Annotated in this window: 17 protein-coding genes and 1 pseudogene; 6 read left to right on the plus strand and 12 right to left on the minus strand. The window is 63.9% G+C overall.

The genetic code is table 11. From position 1 onward, the window contains the following. Positions 1-18 precede the first annotated feature (18 nt). The 7 genes and pseudogenes from RAC97_RS21375 to RAC97_RS21405 all read right to left on the minus strand — a co-directional run bounded on the left by RAC97_RS21375 (position 19) and on the right by RAC97_RS21405 (position 7542). Entirely contained in the window at positions 19-882 is an 864-nt protein-coding gene (locus RAC97_RS21375; RefSeq protein WP_379671506.1) for a methyl-accepting chemotaxis protein, read from the minus strand. Positions 883-921: 39 nt separating this feature from the next. After that, positions 922-1800, minus strand: a pseudogene (locus tag RAC97_RS21380) (methyl-accepting chemotaxis protein); the annotation flags it as partial. 389 nt (positions 1801-2189) lie between these two features. Continuing rightward, positions 2190-3074 carry a neutral zinc metallopeptidase gene (locus RAC97_RS21385; protein ID WP_375101602.1) on the minus strand — a complete coding sequence of 295 codons (885 nt, stop codon included), beginning with the start codon at positions 3072-3074 and terminating at the stop codon, positions 2190-2192. Positions 3075-3212: 138 nt separating this feature from the next. After that, on the minus strand, positions 3213-3596 hold the full coding sequence (locus tag RAC97_RS21390; RefSeq protein WP_375101629.1) for a cupin domain-containing protein: 384 nt from the start codon (positions 3594-3596) through the stop codon (positions 3213-3215). A 187-nt stretch (positions 3597-3783) separates the two neighbouring features. Continuing rightward, complete coding sequence (trmA, locus tag RAC97_RS21395) at positions 3784-4869, minus strand: tRNA (uridine(54)-C5)-methyltransferase TrmA (RefSeq protein ID WP_375101601.1); 1086 nt, start codon at positions 4867-4869, stop codon at positions 3784-3786. Then, on the minus strand, positions 4866-6161 hold the full coding sequence (locus RAC97_RS21400; RefSeq protein WP_375101600.1) for an NCS2 family permease: 1296 nt from the start codon (positions 6159-6161) through the stop codon (positions 4866-4868). Before RAC97_RS21400 ends, trmA begins: the two co-directional genes overlap by 4 nt. A 160-nt stretch (positions 6162-6321) precedes the next feature. Continuing rightward, positions 6322-7542: an MFS transporter gene (locus RAC97_RS21405; RefSeq protein ID WP_375101599.1), complete on the minus strand. Its 1221-nt coding sequence runs from the start codon at positions 7540-7542 to the stop codon at positions 6322-6324. 348 nt (positions 7543-7890) lie between these two features. Between RAC97_RS21405 and RAC97_RS21410 the strand changes: the two genes are divergently transcribed. From RAC97_RS21410 to RAC97_RS21420, 3 genes are read left to right on the plus strand one after another with little or no spacing between them, the layout of a single operon-like run. Then, on the plus strand, positions 7891-9327 hold the full coding sequence (locus RAC97_RS21410) for a cytochrome ubiquinol oxidase subunit I (protein WP_375101598.1): 1437 nt from the start codon (positions 7891-7893) through the stop codon (positions 9325-9327). Positions 9328-9330: 3 nt separating this feature from the next. Beyond that, positions 9331-10338 (plus strand): cytochrome d ubiquinol oxidase subunit II, encoded by a 1008-nt coding sequence (gene cydB / locus RAC97_RS21415; RefSeq protein WP_375101597.1) that lies wholly within the window; start codon positions 9331-9333, stop codon positions 10336-10338. 12 nt (positions 10339-10350) lie between these two features. Then, entirely contained in the window at positions 10351-10491 is a 141-nt protein-coding gene (locus tag RAC97_RS21420) for a DUF2474 domain-containing protein (RefSeq protein WP_375101596.1), read from the plus strand. A gap of 30 nt (positions 10492-10521) precedes the next feature. Here the strand turns inward: RAC97_RS21420 and RAC97_RS21425 are convergent, their stop codons facing one another. Continuing rightward, positions 10522-11646: a methyltransferase gene (locus RAC97_RS21425; protein WP_375101595.1), complete on the minus strand. Its 1125-nt coding sequence runs from the start codon at positions 11644-11646 to the stop codon at positions 10522-10524. Between the two features lie 95 nt (positions 11647-11741). Next, on the minus strand, positions 11742-12446 hold the full coding sequence (locus tag RAC97_RS21430; protein ID WP_375101594.1) for an autoinducer binding domain-containing protein: 705 nt from the start codon (positions 12444-12446) through the stop codon (positions 11742-11744). 238 nt (positions 12447-12684) lie between these two features. Between RAC97_RS21430 and RAC97_RS21435 the strand changes: the two genes are divergently transcribed. Beyond that, positions 12685-13461 carry a ferredoxin--NADP reductase gene (locus tag RAC97_RS21435; RefSeq protein ID WP_375101628.1) on the plus strand — a complete coding sequence of 259 codons (777 nt, stop codon included), beginning with the start codon at positions 12685-12687 and terminating at the stop codon, positions 13459-13461. A gap of 36 nt (positions 13462-13497) precedes the next feature. Here the strand turns inward: RAC97_RS21435 and mscL are convergent, their stop codons facing one another. Then, positions 13498-13911: a large-conductance mechanosensitive channel protein MscL gene (mscL, locus tag RAC97_RS21440; protein WP_375101593.1), complete on the minus strand. Its 414-nt coding sequence runs from the start codon at positions 13909-13911 to the stop codon at positions 13498-13500. A 175-nt stretch (positions 13912-14086) separates the two neighbouring features. Here mscL and radA point away from each other — a divergent pair, with 175 nt between their 5' ends. Further along, entirely contained in the window at positions 14087-15454 is a 1368-nt protein-coding gene (gene radA, locus RAC97_RS21445; RefSeq protein WP_375101592.1) for a DNA repair protein RadA, read from the plus strand. Positions 15455-15612: 158 nt separating this feature from the next. Here radA and RAC97_RS21450 read toward each other — a convergent pair whose 3' ends face one another. Together RAC97_RS21450 and RAC97_RS21455 are read right to left on the minus strand one after the other, a co-directional pair. Next, positions 15613-17130, minus strand: coding sequence for a nucleobase:cation symporter-2 family protein (locus RAC97_RS21450; protein WP_375101591.1), 1518 nt, complete (start codon positions 17128-17130; stop codon positions 15613-15615). A 261-nt stretch (positions 17131-17391) separates the two neighbouring features. Next, positions 17392-17760: a PilZ domain-containing protein gene (locus RAC97_RS21455; RefSeq protein WP_375101590.1), complete on the minus strand. Its 369-nt coding sequence runs from the start codon at positions 17758-17760 to the stop codon at positions 17392-17394. A gap of 300 nt (positions 17761-18060) precedes the next feature. Between RAC97_RS21455 and RAC97_RS21460 the strand changes: the two genes are divergently transcribed. Then, on the plus strand, positions 18061-18210 hold a 150-nt coding region (locus RAC97_RS21460), incomplete at its 3' end, for a hypothetical protein (RefSeq protein WP_375101627.1).

The following is an 18210-nucleotide window of genomic DNA, read 5'->3' on the forward strand; positions in this document are numbered from 1 at the left end:
CCATTCTCCGCAACAGGGTCAGACGCGGAAGTGGCTGACCAAGGTCTGCAAATGCCCACCCAGACGTGCCAGCTCAACACTGGAGGCCGCGGTCTCATCGCTGGCCGCAGCGGTCTGCTCGGACACATCGCGCACGCTGAGGATGCTGCGGCTGATTTCCTCGGCCACGGCGCTCTGCTGCTCGGCGGCAGCGGCGATCTGCTGGTTCATCGACTGGATGTTCGACACCGTGCTGGTGATGCTGCCCAACGACTCGCCGGCCTTGCGCGCCAAGGCCACGCTGCTGTCGGTCAGGCTCTGGCTGCCGAGCATGGCGTTGGCCACCTGCTGGGTACCGCTTTGCAGGCTGGCCACAAGGCCTTCGATTTCCTCGGTGGACTTTTGCGTACGCTGGGCCAGCCCGCGGACTTCGTCGGCGACTACCGCGAAGCCGCGCCCGGCCTCGCCGGCGCGGGCCGCTTCGATGGCGGCGTTCAGCGCCAGCAGGTTGGTCTGCTCGGCCACCGACTTGATCACATCCATGACGCTGCCGATCTTCTGGCTTTCCTGCTGCAGCAGGTTCATCGCCTCGGTCGAACGCTGCACTTCGGCGGCCAGGCGTTCGATCTGGCCGATCGCTTCGCCCACGACGCGGTCGCCTTCGCGGGCCTGGCCGTCGGCGGTGTTGGCGGCATGCGAGGCATGCTCGGCATTGCGTGCCACTTCCTGCACGGTGGCGGCCATTTCATGCATGGCGGTGGCCACCTGGTCGGTCTCGGCCTTCTGGCTGTTGGCGCCGGAACTGGTCTGTTGGGTGACCGCCGAGAGCTCCTCGGCAGCGCTGGCGATCTGCGTGACGCCGTCGCGGATGCCGCTGATCAGGTCGCGCAGGGTTGTACCCATGCGTGCGATGCCTTGCTGCAACACGCCCAGTTCATCGCGGCGGGTGACGCGCAGGTCCTGGGTGAGGTCGCCGCCAGCGATCTTCTCCACCACATCGAGGGTTTCACGCAGTGGGCGGGTGATCTGGCGGGTGATGACCCAGGCTGCCAGTACGCCGAACAGCAGCGCCAGGGCGGTGGCAAAGAGTTGCAGGCTGCGGGCCTGGGCACTTTCCGCATCACGGCGTTCAAGCTGGATCTTGTAGAGATCGTCGCTGATCTTGACGATGGTGTTGCCTTGCACGGTCATTTCCTGGCGGGCCACGGCGATGGTGCTGGTAGCGTCGCGGAACTGGCCCAGGGCACTGCGATAGCTCAGCAGCGCGGTGTCGAGCTGCTGCAGGCGCGCGGCGTCATCGGGCAGTTGGCGTTTGAGCGTTTCGACCTCGGCCAGTGCCGCGTCGAACTGGCGCATGGCAGCCTGTTCGGCGTTGGTGTTCTGCTCGGCGATGTAGCCGCGCACGTCCACACGTACCTGGGCCAGTTGCTGCTTGACCTTGCTGATGACCAGGTACTGCGCCAGGCGGCTGTCCGCATCGCCACGGGCGAGCACGTCGGCCGAGATGGCGTCGATCGCCTCGCTGGCTTTCTGCGCGGTAACGTTCATTGCCTCACGGGCTGCCAGGCTGGTCTTGTAGCCTTGGCGCATCTTGTCCAGCGACACCCGGTATTGGTCGATGATGGTACTCAATTCGCCCAGCAGCTTGACGTTTTCCGGGCTCTTGAAGGTGGTCAGCAGGTGTTTCTGCTGGGCGCTGAAGGCCTCGAGCTTGGTCAGCGTGTTGGCCGCCGCGGTGTCGTCACCGTTGGCCAGCATGTATTGCAGGCGTGCCACCCGCAGGTTGGTCAGTTCGAGGTTGAGCTGGGTGATGTCACTCATCCAGTTGCTGCGGTTGATAAGGCTGCCCAGGCTGTTCCAGCCGGTCAGGGCCAGCAGGCCGGTCAGAAGCAGTACCAGGCCGAATCCCAGCCCGAGTTTAAGGTTGACGCTGATGTTGGCGAACCAGCTGTTCATGCACGCTCTCCAGAAAAATGACTTCGCTCGCTTGATCTCACATCGCTGGGCGTTGTTCTTGTGGGTCCCGCAGACAAATGCACCGGGTTATCGGCAGTTATTGTCGGAGCTGAAACGTGTCGGGTTGTTTTCTGACGAGTTGCAAGGTTAGTGACCGAGCGGTCTTGTTTCGAACTGGGCTGTAAAAAAATGCCAGCACGACGATCCTGCAGCAGTGAAGCAGGCTCGCCGCTCGGCGATTTTCTGTACAAACCCTAGAGGCTGCTCGCAGCGAAGGTATCGCAACGGTTCACATCACCGTTGGCAAAGCCGGTCTTGAACCAGCGCACCCGTTGGGCCGAGGTGCCGTGGGTGAAGGAGTCCGGCACCACGCGGCCCTGGGCCTTCTGTTGCAGGCGGTCGTCGCCGATGGCGTTGGCCGCGGTCAGAGCCTCCTCCACATCGCCCGGCTCCAACCAGTTCAGGCGTTTCTGTGCCTGGTAGGCCCAGACCCCGGCGAGGCAATCGGCTTGCAGCTCCTGGCGCACCAGCAGGCCGTTGTCGCCTTCCAGGCGTTGGCCATTGCGCCTGGCGGCGTCGACCTTTGCCGAGACGCCGAGCAGGGTCTGCACGTGATGGCCGATCTCATGAGCGATCACGTAGGCCTGGGCGAAGTCGCCAGCGGCGGCGAAGCGGGTTTCCATCTCGCGGAAGAACGACATGTCCAGGTACACCCGTTGGTCACCTGGGCAGTAGAAGGGGCCGACGGCAGAAGAGGCGAAGCCGCAGGCGGAACTGACCTGGCCGCTGAACAGCACCAGCTTGGGCTCGCGGTACTGCCGCCCGGCCTGGGCGAACAGGGCGCTCCAGGTATCTTCGGTGTCGCCGAGGATCGAGGCGACGAACGCGGCCTGTTCGTCATTGGCCGGTGGCGCCTTGCCGCCCGCGCCGCTCGGTACTTGCTGTTGCTGCTCCATCTGGCCGGCGAGCTGGCCGAGGATCTGCAATGGGTCCTGGCCGGTAAGCCAGCCGATACCGACGATCAGCAGGATGGCGCCGAGGCCCAGGCCCTTGCCGCCACCGAAACGCATGCCGCCGCCTCCGCCTCCACCGCGGGCGTCGACCACGTTGTCGCTGCGTCGGCCTTTTCGCCAGTCCATATGGGAACTCCGATTGTGGGGGGGGCGAGCAGACAGAAGCGTAGCTCACCCTGGTCACAATCGCTTACATGGCCCTCTTGTTTCGCCCATGGCGGACACGTTTGCGATCCTTTCGCGAAGTGGCCCGGCGCGTACCGGTCAGCCTTTGGTCGGCACCAGGTCGAAGGCGTCGGCCTGGTATTGGAACAGCAGGCAATCTGCCGCTGCCGTGCAGCCGCTTTCATGCACGAGGTTGGCCGGCAATTGGTAGTAGGAACCCGCCGGGTACTCGACACGCTTGCCGTCGATCACTGCATAGAAGGTGCCCCTGAGCACCACGGTAGGCAGCGCCTGACTGTGGCTGTGCAGGCCATTGTCGGTGCCTTTGGCGAACTTCACGAACGCAGAGTAAGGGCCTTTGCCGAACAGGTCGCCCTCGACATTGGCATAGCTGACCGCACCCTGGGTGCCTTCGACCTCTTGCCATTTCGATTCACTGACGTCAGGAATGGAGATCAAGGCATCAGCCCCTGCGTGGGCCATGCCCGCAGCGGCGCTGAGGGTGAGGGCGGTTGCGATCGCAGACAGTCGTTTCATGGTGTGGCTCCTTCGCCAGGCAAGTGAGTGACGAAGGCTAGGCAACCTCTCCATGGGTTACATGTAGGACTATTCTGTGCGGAATGTGGGATGTCGCTGATTGCGGGACCATTGCGGCCCCGCCAGGGCTGGTTCAGCGCCGTACCAGTAGTACACCGCTTTCCATGTGGTGGGTGTAGGGGAACTGGTCGAACAGCGCGCAGCGCTCGATACGGTGGGTGTCGTGCAGCTGGGCGATATTCTGCGCCAGGGTTTGCGGGTTGCAGGAGATGTACAGGATGCGCTCGAAGCGCCGGGCGAGTTCGCAGGTGTCCGGGTCCATGCCGGCGCGTGGCGGGTCGACGAACACGGTGCCGAAGTCATAGCGCTTCAGGTCGATGCCTTCCAGACGGCGGAACGGGCGTACTTCGTTCAGCGCCTGGGTCAGTTCCTCGGCCGACAGGCGCACCAGGCGCACGTTGTCGATGCCGTTTTCATCCAGGTTATGCAGTGCGGCGTTGACCGAGGTCTTGCTGATTTCCGTAGCCAACACCTGGCGCGCGCGGGTGGCCAGCGGCAGGGTGAAGTTGCCGTTGCCACAGTACAGCTCCAGCAGGTCGTCGCTGCGCTCGCCCATGGCCTCCAATGCCCAGCCGAGCATCTTTTGGTTAACCGCGCCGTTGGGCTGGGTGAAGGCGCCTTCCGGTTGGCGGTAGCTGAAGGTACGCCCAGCGAGGGTGAGCTGCTCTACGGCGTAGTCGCGGCCAACCACCAGGCGCTTGCCTTTGGAGCGGCCGATCACACTGACGTCGAGGTCCGCCGCCAATTGTTGTGCGGCGGCTTCCCAGGCTTCGTCCAGCGGGCGGTGATAGCACAGGGTAACCATCGCATCACCGGCCAGGGTGGTGAGGAACTCCACCTGGAACAGGCGGTTGCCCAGCTCCTCACTGGCTTGCCAGGCGGCCTTCAGGCGCGGCATCAGGGCATTGATGCGCTGGCTGGCGATGGGGAAGTCGTCGATCAGGATCGCCTTGTGCTTCTCGCCCGGCGCGAACATCGCGTAGTGACGCTGGCCGTCCTCGCGCCACAGGCGGAACTCCGCGCGCAGACGGTAGTGCTCGCGCGGCGAGTCGAACACGGCAGGTTCCGGCGCCCCGAAAGGCGCCAGCAGCTCGCGCAGGCGCGCGGCCTTGGCGTCGAGCTGGGCGGTGTAGGTGGAGGGGTCGAAGACAGCACTCATGCGTTTAACCAGCCCAGCTTGATGACGAACAGGATGGAGAGGATGACCAGCGCCGGGTTCAGCTCGTGGCGACGGCCCGAGATCAGTTTCACGGCGGTCCAGGCAATGAAGCCGAAGGCGATGCCGTTGGCGATCGAGTAGGTCAGCGGCATGGCCAGGGCGGTCACTACTACCGGTGCCGCTTCGGTGACGTCGTCCCAGTTTATTTCTGCCAGGCCCGAGGCCATCAGCACGGCGACGAACAGCAGCGCCGGCGCGGTGGCGAAGGCCGGTACGCTACCGGCCAGCGGCGCGAAGAACAGCGCCAGCAGGAACAGGATGGCCACCACGATGGCGGTCAGGCCGGTGCGGCCACCGGCACTCACGCCGGCAGCCGACTCGATGTAGCTGGTGGTGGTCGAGGTGCCCAGCAGCGAGCCGGCCATGGCGGCGGTACTGTCGGCGATCAGCGCGCGGCCCATCTTCGGCATGTGGCCGTCCTTGCGCATCAGCCCGGCACGCTTGGCCACGGCGATCAGGGTGCCGGAGTTGTCGAACAGGTCGACGAACAGGAAGGCGAAGATCACGCTGACCAGGCCCACATCCAGGGCTCCGGCGATGTCCAGCTGGAGGAAGGTTGGGGCCAGCGACGGCGGCATGGAGACGATGCCGCCGAACGGTGTGACGCCGAGCAGGATCGAGGCCAGGGTCACCAGCAGGATGCCGATCAGCACCGCGCCGCGAACCTTCAGGGCTTCAAGGCCGACGATCAGGAAAAAGCCCAGGGTCGCGAGTATCGGCGCCGGTTGCTTGAGGTCGCCCAGGCCCACCAGGGTGGCCGGGTTGTCCACCACGATGCCGGCATTGTTCAAGGCGATCAGTGCCAGGAACAGGCCGATGCCTGCGGCGATGGCCGAGCGCAGCGGCAGCGGGATGCTGTTCACGATCCACTCGCGGATACGGAAGATCGACAGCAGGAAGAACAGCACCGCCGACAGGAACACCGCGCCCAGCGCGACCTGCCACGTATGGCCCATGTGCAGCACCACGGTGTAGGTGAAGAAGGCGTTCAGGCCCATGCCTGGCGCCAGGGCGATCGGGTAGTTGGCGATCAGGCCCATGGTCACCGAGCCGATGGCGGCGGCCAGGCAGGTGGCGACGAAGATCGCCCCCTTGTCCATGCCGGTCTCGCCGAGGATGCTCGGGTTGACGAACAGAATGTAGGCCATGGCCAGGAAGGTGGTGACGCCCGCGAGAATCTCGGTGCGCACGTTGGTGTTGTGTGCTTTTAGTTGAAACAGCCTTTCCAGCATGCCTGCTCCCTGGGGCGCCCCCGGCGCCGTGAATGTATTCGACCCCAACAGCAAAGCACAGACCGTACCGGATGCCGTGGTTTTCGCTGGGGCAGAAAAAAGCCGCGCATCATACCAGCATGGTTGGCGGGGGAATATGGCCGTTGGGGGCGCAGCGCCGCTAGCCGCCGTGCATGCGGTCGCGATTGGCCAAGGTCGGGAACAGCTTTATCCACACCCCGGTCACCACCAGCGTGCCCACACCGCCCATCACCACCGCCGGCACCGTCCCAAACCAGTGCGCGGTCACCCCGGATTCGAACTCGCCGAGCTGGTTCGAGGCACCGATGAACAGGCCGTTCACTGCGCTCACCCTGCCGCGCATCTCATCCGGTGTCTCCAGCTGCACGAAGGCGCCGCGGATGACCATGCTGATCATGTCCGCCGCGCCCAGTACCACCAGCACCGCCAGCGAGAACCAGAATGAGGTGGACAGGCCGAAGGCGATGGTCGCCACGCCGAACACCCCGACCGCCGTGAACATGGTGCGCCCGACCTTGCGCTCCACCGGGAAGCGCGCCAGCCAAAGGGACATCAGCAAGGCCCCCACCGCCGGTGCCGAGCGCAGCAGACCCAGGCCCCAGGCGCCGGTGAGCAGGATGTCCTTGGCGAACACCGGCAGCAGCGCGGTGGCGCCGCCAAGCAGCACGGCAAACAGGTCCAGGGAAATGGCGCCGAGGATGTCCGGGCGGCTGCGGATGAAGCGGATACCGGCCAGCAGCGACTCCAGGCTGGCGCGGCCCGTCTGCGGCGCCTGTGGCCGGGCATCGAGGGTCAGCATCAGGATGCAGGCGGTGGCATACAGCAACACCGTCGGGCCATAAACCCAAATGCTGCCGAAGGCGTAAAGAAAACCGCCGACCGCCGGGGCGACGATGGTCGCGGCCTGCGTCGCCGAGGCGGATGCCGCCACCGCCCGTGGGAACAGCCCTGGCGGCACCACGTTGGGCAACAAGGCCTGGGTGGCGGGCATTTCGAACGAACGGGTGGAGCCGAGCAGGAAGGCCAGGATAAAGATCAGCTCGCGGCTGACGTTGTCGGTGGCGCTGCCCAAGGCCAGCACCAGTGCGATCGCCCCTTGCAGGCTCTGGCACAGGGCAGCGACGCGGCGCCGGTCATAGCGGTCGGCGACATGGCCGGTATGCAGCATGAACAGCACCCGTGGCGCGAACTCCACCAGGCCCACCAGGCCGAGGTCAAGGACATCGCCGGTCAGCTGGTAGAGGTGCCAGCCGATGGCCACGGTGAGCATCTGGAAACCGCTGGCGGTAAATACCCGGGCCAGCCAGAAGGCCAGGAAGGGGCGGTGATGACGCAATAACTGCGGGGCGGACTCGGACATCGACAAACCTGGAGCCTCAGCATGAAACGAGGGGGATGCAGAGTATCACCTGTTTGTAACAAAGAGTTGCTGCTTGCCCACCCGGGCATTTTTTTCATGCGCCGTTAAGGGGGGTGAGGCAACCGGTCACGCGTGGCAATCAACCACATAACCTGCCCGTTTATTCAGGACTATGCTTCCCAGCATGCGTTGACCTGGATCAATAGTTCCAGATGCAACGATTGGCCGATGAGCCGAATTCCCTGCGATCGAATAGAACAATTCCAGCACGCCGCACTCGATGACTGTGGGGGCAGTGGGCGCCAAGGCCACAAGCCTGAACGCCGGTTCACCTGAAGAGGAAGCATCATGTTCGGTTTGGAAGCCCTGGAGCTCGCCCGAATCCAGTTTGCCTTTACCATCTCGTTCCACATCATTTTCCCGGCCATCACCATTGGCCTGGCCAGCTACCTGGCGGTGCTCGAAGGCCTTTGGCTGCGCACCGGCCACAACGTCTACCGTGACCTCTACCACTTCTGGTCGAAGATCTTCGCCGTGAACTTCGGCATGGGCGTGGTCTCCGGCCTGGTCATGGCCTACCAGTTCGGCACCAACTGGAGCCGCTTCTCCGATTTCGCCGGCGCCGTGACCGGCCCGCTGCTGACCTACGAGGTGCTGACGGCATTCTTCCTCGAGGCGGGCTTCCTGGGCGTCATGCTGTTCGGCTGGAACCGCGTAGGCCGTGGCCTGCACTTCTTCTCGACGGTGATGGTGGCGATCGGCACGCTGGTCTCGACCTTCTGGATCCTCTCCTCCAACAGCTGGATGCACACCCCGCAAGGCCACGAGATCATCGATGGCCGGGTGATTCCGGTGGACTGGCTGGCGGTGATCTTCAACCCGTCCTTCCCCTTCCGCCTGGCCCATATGGCGACAGCGGCGTTCGTCGCCACGGCGTTCTTCGTCGGCGCCTCGGCGGCCTGGCACCTGTTGCGCGGGCGCGATAATCCGGCGGTGCGCAAGATGCTGTCGATGGCCATGTGGATGGCGTTGATCGTTGCGCCGATCCAGGCGGTGATCGGCGACTTCCACGGCCTCAACACGCTCAAGCACCAGCCGGCGAAGATCGCCGCCATCGAAGGCCACTGGGAGAACGTACCGGGCGAGCCAACGCCGCTGATCCTGTTCGGTTGGCCCGACATGCAGGCCGAGACCACTCGCTTCAAGGTTGAGATTCCCGCGCTGGGCAGCCTGATCCTGACCCACAGCCTGGACAAGCAGGTGCCGGCGCTCAAGGCGTTTCCGCCCGAGGACCGACCCAATTCGACCATCGTGTTCTGGACGTTCCGCATCATGGTCGGGCTGGGCATGCTGATGATCTTCACCGGACTGTGGAGCCTGTGGCTGCGCAAGCGCGGCACCTTGTACAGCTCACGGCCATTCCTGCACCTGGCCCTGTGGATGGGGCCGTCCGGGGTGATCGCGATTCTCGCCGGTTGGTTCACCACCGAGATCGGGCGCCAGCCATGGATCGTGTACGGGCTGATGCGCACCTCCGAAGGGGTGTCCAACCACAGCTACACGCAACTGGGGCTGACCCTGGTGATGTTCGTGGTGGTGTACTTCGCGCTGTTCGGTGCGGGACTCGGCTACATGATGCGCCTTGTGCGCAAGGGGCCGAAGACTGGCGAGGGCGACGAGCACAACCCCGGTGGCCCTGGGCAGAAACGCACACCGGCACGGCCGTTGTCCGCCGCTGACGAGCAGCCTGAAACCGACACCAGCCACCCGGCCGAGGGGAACTGAACCATGGGTATCGACCTTCCGCTGATCTGGGCCGTGATCATCATCTTCGGGGTGATGATGTACGTGGTGATGGACGGCTTCGACCTGGGCATCGGCATGCTCTTTCCCTTCGTCAAGGGCGAGCGTGACCGAGATGTGATGATGAACACCGTCGCCCCGGTGTGGGACGGCAACGAGACCTGGCTGGTGCTGGGGGGCGCAGGGTTGTTCGGCGCCTTCCCGCTCGCCTACGCGGTGGTACTCGAAGCGCTGTACCTGCCGCTGATCCTGATGCTGATCGGGCTGATCTTCCGCGGCGTGGCCTTCGAGTTCCGCTTCAAGGCCACTGCCGAAAAACGTCACCTCTGGGACAAGGCGTTCATCTGGGGCTCGTTGGTGGCGACCTTCTTCCAGGGGGTGGCGCTGGGCACCTTTATCGAAGGCTTCAAGGTGGTCGACCGCAAGTTCGCGGGTGGCTCACTGGATTGGCTGACGCCGTTCGCCCTGTTCTGCGGGCTGGGGCTGATCGTCGCCTACACCTTGCTCGGTTGCACCTGGCTGATCATGAAGACCGAAGGGCCGTTGCAAAAGCAGATGCACGACATCGCCCGGCCCCTTGCGCTGGTGCTGCTGGCGGTGATCGGCGTCGTCAGCCTGTGGACCCCGTTGGCCTACCCGCAGATCGCCGATCGCTGGTTCAGCATGCCCAACCTGGTGTGGTTCATGCCGGTGCCGATCCTGGTGCTGGTGACGTTCTACGGCCTGCTGCGCGCGGTGGCGCGTAATGCCCACTACACGCCGTTCCTGTTGACCCTGGTACTGATCTTCCTCGGCTACAGCGGCCTGGGCATCAGCCTGTGGCCGAACATCATTCCGCCGTCGATCTCCCTCTGGGAAGCTGCCGCGCCGCCGCAGAGCCAGGGCTTCATGCTGGTGGGGACGCTGTTCATCCTGCCGTTCATCCTGGGGTACACGTTCTGGAGCTACTACGTGTTCCGCGGCAAGGTCACCCATGACGACGGCTATCACTAGGAGGCTTGCAGCATGAATGCAGAAGAGAAGAAGCCGTTGTTGCAACGCCTGGGCTGGCTGGTGCTGATCTGGCTGCTGAGCGTAGCCGCGCTGGGGGCCGCGGCCTGGGTGATGCGCATGTTCATGGCGGCGGCGGGGTTGACCACCCACTAGTTGCGCGAGTGGCGTTGCCGATGCCCAGGTCTACTTGCGTGCCTTGAGCACCACGAACTTGGGCGTCGCCGCCACCTGTTCCACACCTCGGAACAGGCGCGACAGCTTGCTGTGATAACCCAGGTGGCGGTTGCCGACGATGTACAAGGCGCCCCCCACCACCAGTGCTTCGCGGGCCTGCTGGAACATGCGCCAGGCGAGGAAGTCGCCCACCACCTGTTGCTGGTGGAACGGCGGGTTGCACAGCACCACGTCCAGCGACTGTTTCTCGTGGTCGGCCAGCCCATCGCCCGGCTGTATCACCGCGCTACGCTCGCCCAGCGCCGCCTGCCAGTTCTCCTGGGCCGACTGCACGGCCATGTACGACTCGTCCACCAACGTGTAGTGCGCCTCGGGGTTGGCCAGTGCGCTGGCGATCGCCAGTACGCCGTTGCCGCAGCCCAGGTCCGCCACCCGCGCGCGGCCCAGGCCCTGGGGCAGGTGCGGGAGGAAGGCACGGGTGCCGATGTCCAGGCCTTCACGGCAAAACACGTTGGCGTGGTTGATCAGCTCCAGTGCCGGGCTGTCGAGGCGGTAGCGGGTGGGGTAGGGCGAGACCACGACCGGGCGCGGTTGGTAACGGGCGGTCAGCAAGCGTGCTTTTTTCTGCGCAAGCGAGGCCTGCACCGGGCCGATGTATTTCTCCAGCAGGTCACCTGCCGCACGCGGCAGGTGCTTGATCATTGCCCCGGCAATCACCTCGGCGCCTTCGGCCAGGTGGCCTTGCAGGCGTATCAACTGTTCTTCGAGCAGTGCCAGGGTCTTGGGCACCCGCAGCAGTACACGTTCGAACGGGCCTTGCCATGAGGCGCTGGCCGGCACGAACGGCACGCTGTCGTAGGGTTTGCCGTTGCGCGCCAGGTTTTTCTCCAAGGCCAGGTGCGCCAGGTGCGAGTCGCCGCTGCTGACTGCTTGCACGTGCCCGGCCAGGCTGGCGGCCAAGGCACCGAAGCTGTCGTTGAGCACCAGTACCCGGCAGTCGGCCCGCAGTGCCTGGCCGGCCAGGTGCTCGAGCAGGTACTGGTCGGCGGCGTCGAAGGCCTGCAACGGGTCGTTGTGCTGTTCCGGCTGGCGGATCAGGTCGAGGTCGGCGAAAGGGCTGTTCAGCAGGGGCATGAGGTCTGGCTCGAATACAAGGCTGCCCGCCGAGGTTCACGGCAAGCTTGAAGAGGGCAATTCTACAGGGGTTTGCCCGGGCGCGGGCCTCGCTGTCAGATCAACCCCTGGCTGACAGCGATGGCCACCGCGCCGACCTTGTTGGCGGCGTTGGTCTTGGCGATCACGCTACGGATATGGAAATTCACCGTGCTGATCGACAGCGAAAGGATCTCGGCGATGTCGGAGGCGGTCTTGCCGATCGCGGACCACTTGATCACCTCCAGCTCGCGCTTGCTCAGCTTCAGGGTCAGCGTGAGATCGGCCTGGTAATGTTCGCTGAGCAAGGCGTGCAAGGTGTTGCACAGCCACAGGACCTGCGCCCCCTTGAGCAGCAGTTCATCGGTATCGACGCTGCGCCGGGGCCTGCTCACGCTCAATTGCGTTTCGTTATGCCGCACATCATGCACCGGCTGTGTCCAGCCATAACGCAAGCCATGGTTCCAGGTGACCTCACGAAAATACGGGGCGCACTCGAACAGCTCTTCCCGCCAGATCACGGCGCTTGTGCGAAAGTGGCACTGTTGCGTGATCGGGTCCAGATCGACAAAGGCGAGGTCCCGGAAATACGTGTTCAGGCAGGAGGAGTAGTTGTTGTAGAGGATGACTCGCGGGGAATGGCCGGCATTGTACATGTACAGGGCCAGGCCAACGTTGACGAAGTCCAGGTCCTCCAGCAGTCGTACTGCGTAGTCGAACATGCTTTGAGGGTCTTGCTTCTCGCTCAGCGTGTGCAAATGCTGCGTTTTCCATTGGTCCATGAGCTTCACCCGCTCGGAATCCGTGCCATTGGATCCAGTCTAGGCGCTTGGGGCTTCACGGTTGTGAATTTTGCGCCGTTATGAGCCCTGATTATTTTCACGCGTGTGAATTTTCTGGCAGTGCAGCTATGGCATTCGGCAGCTCCCGCCCGTCGACGGGATGAGTCCCTACAAAACCTCGGTGTTCATCCTGGGTACTTTGCGCGAAACTTGGCGCATCAAGCCTTTGGAGCCCGTCATGACCGCCAGTGCCGACAAGTTCACCCGCCAGACTCTGCTCGATGTTCAGCCTCTGACGCCGAACCTATTCAGCCTGCGCGTCACCCGCGACCCTGGGTTTCGCTTTCGTGCCGGGCAGTTCGCCCGCCTTGGGGTGACCAAGGCCGATGGCAGCGTGGTGTGGCGCGCCTACTCGATGGCCAGTGCCCCGCATGACGAGTTTCTCGACTTCTTCTCGATCATGGTGCCAGGCGGCGAGTTCACCAGCGAGCTGAGCCGCCTGGTCGAGGGCGATACGTTGCTGATCGAGCGCCTGCCGTTCGGCTACCTGACCCTCGACCGCTTCGTCGGTGGCCGCGACCTGTGGCTGCTGGCCACCGGCACCGGCATCGCGCCATTCGTGTCGATCCTGCAGGACTTCGAGGCCTGGGAGCGGTTCGACCACATCAAGCTGGTGTATTCGGTACGCGAGGCGAAGGAGCTGGCCTACGTCGACCTGATCCAGGGGCTGGAGCAGCGCGACTACCTGGCCGAGTTCGCGGGCAAGTTGCAGTTCATTCCAGTGGTCACCCGCGAGTCCCACCCAGGGGCGCTGAATGCGCGCATTACCACGCTGATCGAGAACGGCGAACTGGAGAAGGCGGCGGGGCTCGAGCTGTCGCCAGAGCACTCACGGGTCATGCTGTGCGGCAACCCCGAGATGATCGACGAGACCCGCAAGGTGCTCAAGGCACGCGACCTGCAACTGAGCCTGAGCAAGCGCCCGGGGCAGGTCGCCGTGGAAAACTACTGGTAACCGGCGCCGGTCTCTTCGGCGCTGGCTCAGGCGCCTTCAGGGCTGGCGATTCTGCGTCTTGAGCAGGTCGCGAATCTCGGTCAGCAGGGTTTCCTGGGGCGTCGGCGCAGGCGGTACGCTGGGCGCCACGGCCTCTTCGCGCTTGAGGCGGTTGATCACCTTCACGCCCATGAAGATGGCGAAGGCCACGATCAGGAAGTCGATCACGGTCTGGATGAACTTGCCGTAGGCCAGCACCACCGCCGGAATATCGCCCTCGGCCGCCTTGAGGGTGATGGCCAGGTCACTGAAGTCCACGCCGCCGATCAGCAGCCCCAGCGGCGGCATCACCACGTCGCCCACGAAGGACGACACGATCTTGCCGAAGGCCGCGCCGATGATGATACCGACCGCCATGTCGACGACGTTGCCCTTGACCGCGAAGGCCTTGAATTCACTGATCATGCCCATGGTTTATTCCCTGTAACAAATGGATAAGTAGTCGCAGTGTAAGCCAGCAATGGGCTTAATGCCTTGCACAGCAGTTACTGACTGCACCCGCTGCGAATAGTTTTGTCGCCGCACGGCGCGGTCAAGACACACCTGCCTCGGCTATCATGGCGAATTTTCCCCAGGAGACCGACCCATGGCCAAGGCCAAGCGCTTGTATGGCTGCACCGAGTGCGGCGCGACCTTCCCCAAATGGGCCGGCCAGTGCGGCGAGTGCGGCGCCTGGAACACCCTGGTGGAGACCATGATCGAAAGCGCCGGTGCCGCCGCCCCCAGCGGGCGTGCCGGCTGGACCGGGCAACAGGCGCAGCTCAAGACCCTGGCCGAGGTCAGCGTCGAGGAAATTCCACGTTTCACCACCAGCAGCACCGAGCTCGACCGCGTGCTCGGCGGCGGCCTGGTGGACGGCTCGGTGGTGTTGATCGGCGGCGATCCGGGTATCGGCAAATCGACCATCCTGCTGCAAACCCTGTGCAACATCGCCACGCAGATGCCCGCGCTGTACGTCACGGGCGAGGAGTCGCAGCAGCAGGTGGCCATGCGTTCGCGGCGCCTGGGCTTGCCCCAGGACCAGCTCAAGGTGATGACCGAAACCTGCATCGAGACCATCATCGCCACCGCGCGCCTGGAAAAGCCTCGGGTAATGGTGATCGACTCGATCCAGACGATTTTCACCGAGCAGTTGCAGTCAGCCCCTGGCGGCGTGGCCCAGGTACGCGAGAGCACGGCGCTGCTGGTGCGCTACGCCAAGCAGAGCGGCACGGCGATCTTCCTGGTTGGCCACGTCACCAAGGAAGGCTCGCTGGCTGGCCCACGCGTGCTGGAGCACATGGTCGACACCGTGCTGTATTTCGAAGGCGAGTCCGATGGCCGCCTGCGTCTGTTGCGAGCAGTGAAGAACCGCTTCGGTGCGGTCAACGAGCTGGGTGTGTTCGGCATGACCGACCGTGGCTTGAAGGAGGTTTCCAACCCCTCGGCGATCTTTCTCAACCGCACCCAGGAAGAAGTGCCCGGCAGCGTGGTGATGGCCACCTGGGAAGGTACTCGGCCGATGCTGGTGGAGGTGCAGGCGCTGGTGGACGACAGCCACCTGGCCAACCCGCGCCGGGTGACCCTGGGCCTGGACCAGAACCGCCTGGCCATGCTGCTGGCGGTGCTGCACCGGCACGGTGGCATTCCCACCCACGACCAGGATGTGTTCCTCAACGTGGTTGGCGGGGTCAAGGTGCTGGAGACCGCCTCGGACCTGGCATTGTTGGCCGCCGTGATGTCGAGCCTGCGCAACCGCCCGCTGGCCCATGGCCTGCTGGTGTTCGGCGAAATCGGTTTGTCTGGCGAGGTGCGCCCGGTGCCCAGTGGCCAGGAGCGCTTGAAGGAAGCGGCCAAGCATGGCTTCAAACGTGCCATCGTGCCCAAGGGCAACGCCCCGAAGGAGGCGCCGCCAGGCTTGCAGGTGATCGCCGTGACCCGCCTGGAACAGGCCTTGGATGCATTGTTCGAGTGACCCGTACTCTCGCAGGTGACGCTCCGCAGCCGTAGCATGTCGCCACCAGGCGAGCGCCCCTGGCGCGTTTGTGCATCGCATGCCTGAAATATCCGCACAGTAAAAAGGGGAGCCGACGATGCGCGTCGGCTCCCCCGCATGACCCCATCACGTTGTGGTCAATGCTCGGCGACCGCTTTGCGCCGGGGCGCCTCGCTGCCATGCTCGTCGCGCTCCATCACCGGCACCTCGACGCCCTCGGCGTCGAACAGCTTGCCGTCCTTGAAGTAGTCGCCATCACGCAGCGCCGAAATGTCCGAGTACTGAATGGTGCGCTCGTAGCCTGCGGCGAATACCGACTGCTGGTCCGAGTTGCCTTTGGTGAAGTGGTTGAAGATCAGGTTGAGGAGAATTGCCATGATCGCCGCCGAGCTGATGCCCGAATGGAAGATGGTTTCGAACCAGTTGGGGAAGTGGTGGTAGAAGTTCGGCGCGGCAATCGGGATCATGCCAAAGCCCAGGGAAGCGGCGACGATGATCAGGTTGACGTTGTTCTTGTAACTGACCTTGGACAGGGTACGGATACCGCTGGCGGCCACGGTGCCGAACAGCACGATGCCCGCACCACCCAGCACAGGCGTTGGCACGGCGGCGATCACCCGGCCCATGATCGGCAGCAGCCCCAGTACCACCAGGATCATCCCGCCGGTAGCCACCACGTAGCGGCTCTTGACCCCGGTGACGGCTACCAGGCCGACGTTCTGGGCGAAGGCGCTCTGGGTGAACGAGCCGAAGATCGGCGCCAGGATGCTCGACGCCATGTCGGCGCGCAGGCCGTCGCCCAGGCGCTTGGAGTCGACCTTGGTGTCGATGATCTCACCGACTGCCAGGATATCCGCCGAGGTCTCAACCAAGGTCACCATGATGACGATGCACATCGACAGGATCGCGGCGATGTGGAAGGTCGGCATGCCGAAGTGGAACGGGGAGGGCAGGGCGAACATCGGGCCTTCGCCGACCTGACTGAAGTCCGCCATGCCCAGCGCCCAGGCGATCAGGGTACCGACCACCATCGCCAGGAGAATCGACAGGCGCGAGATGCTCGCACTGCCCAGCTTGCTCAGCAACAGCACGATGGCGAAGGTCAGCGCTGCCAGGCCGATGTTGGCCATGCTGCCGAACTCCGGCGAGGCGCTGTTGCCGCCCATCACCCAGCGTGCGGCCACTGGCATCAGGGTCAGGCCGATGGTGGTGATGACGATGCCGGTGACCAACGGCGGGAAGAACTTGGTGATGCGCGAGAACACCGGCGTGATGAGAAAGCCGATGAACGATGCCGCCATGACCGCGCCCAGCACGCCCGGCAGGCCGCCGCCACCTTCGCTGCTGAGAATCGCGCCCATGGTCGCCACGCCGGCGAACGACACGCCCTGCACCAGTGGCAACTGGCAGCCGAAGAACGGCAGGCCGAGGGTCTGCAGCAACGTGGCCAGACCTCCTGCGAACAGCGACGCGGCGATCAGCAGGCCGATCTCTGCAGGGTTCAGGCCTGCCGCCTGGCCAAGAATCAAGGGTACCGCGACGATCCCACCGTACATGGTCAGGACATGCTGCAGCCCGTAGGCCAGGTTGGCACCCAGGCCGAGGTTTTCATCCTCGGGCCGCGGGGCAGGAGACGTGCTGGTGGACGTAGTCATTGGAGCAGGCTCTCTGTTTATTTTTGTGACGCTACTGTAGACAGGTCGTACAAATCATTGCCACAAAAATTGTATACAATTTTTTGATCGGAGCGCCTCAACGCACCGCATAAAGGCGCTTATGACCTCGATGCAGGTTGCGTTCCAGATTGGTAGGAGCGGGCCTAAAAGGGTGTGTACAAAAATACGCAAGCCAGCATTAAAGCTGTCTAGGTGGACAAGAAAGGCGGGGCGGGACGGTCGTTAGTTGGCTAAAAGATTTTAATCTTCGATAAGTTCGCGCAGCTCGCGCATCATTTCGGTGCTGTCGGCCACGTTCAGTTCCACAAGACGGTGCAGGTGGCTCATCGAGTCGAGGTCGATGTAGAGGCAGACGAAGCCCAGCCGGGTGGGCTCTTCATGGCGCAGTTCCACCTGCATTTGCACGCGGGTGTCTTGGGCGAGGTGGATGATTGCGTCGAAATCCTGGGTCAGGTCCGCGTCCCAGGGGGCGGGGCGCTCGATCAACAAGCCCTTGAGCGACAGGTCGAGCAGTTTCACCGACCAGCGCTTGTCGCCCTGGCGCAGTTCGGTCGGGGCATCGAAGTCGATGCGCTGGAAGCGCCGGCGGTCGTCGGGGGAAGTGTTCATAGCCAGTCCTCGTCAGTAGTTCTGAACTATAGACCAGCTATGAACGGCGTGGCCCGCAGGCGCATGGCGTGATTATTGGCGACAAGGTCGAGATCGCCCCAAGCAGGGGCTTTTTCCGCACGCTTGAGGGCAGGGTTAGTGATGTAGTTCTCCCACGGGCCAGGCAACGGACAAAAGTGTCAGTTCGCTTGTGGCGCGCCTGCCGGTTCCCGAGTGGTATCAATTCGATATGGTAAAGCGCCTAACCACGCCCTAGACTCAAGACGCTGTCTATTCCAACCCTCTAGCTGGAAGCACGCCATGAATAACAATAACAGCCTGCTACGCCACATACCGTGGCTGGCGCTGGCAGTCCTGGGAGCCTGCGCGTTGGGTGTCGTCGCCCTGCGTCGTGGCGAGGCGATCAACGCCTTGTGGATCGTGGTCGCGGCGGTGGCCATCTATCTGGTC

It is taken from the genome of Pseudomonas sp. LS_2 (assembly GCF_042709235.1).
Lineage (GTDB): Bacteria > Pseudomonadota > Gammaproteobacteria > Pseudomonadales > Pseudomonadaceae > Aquipseudomonas.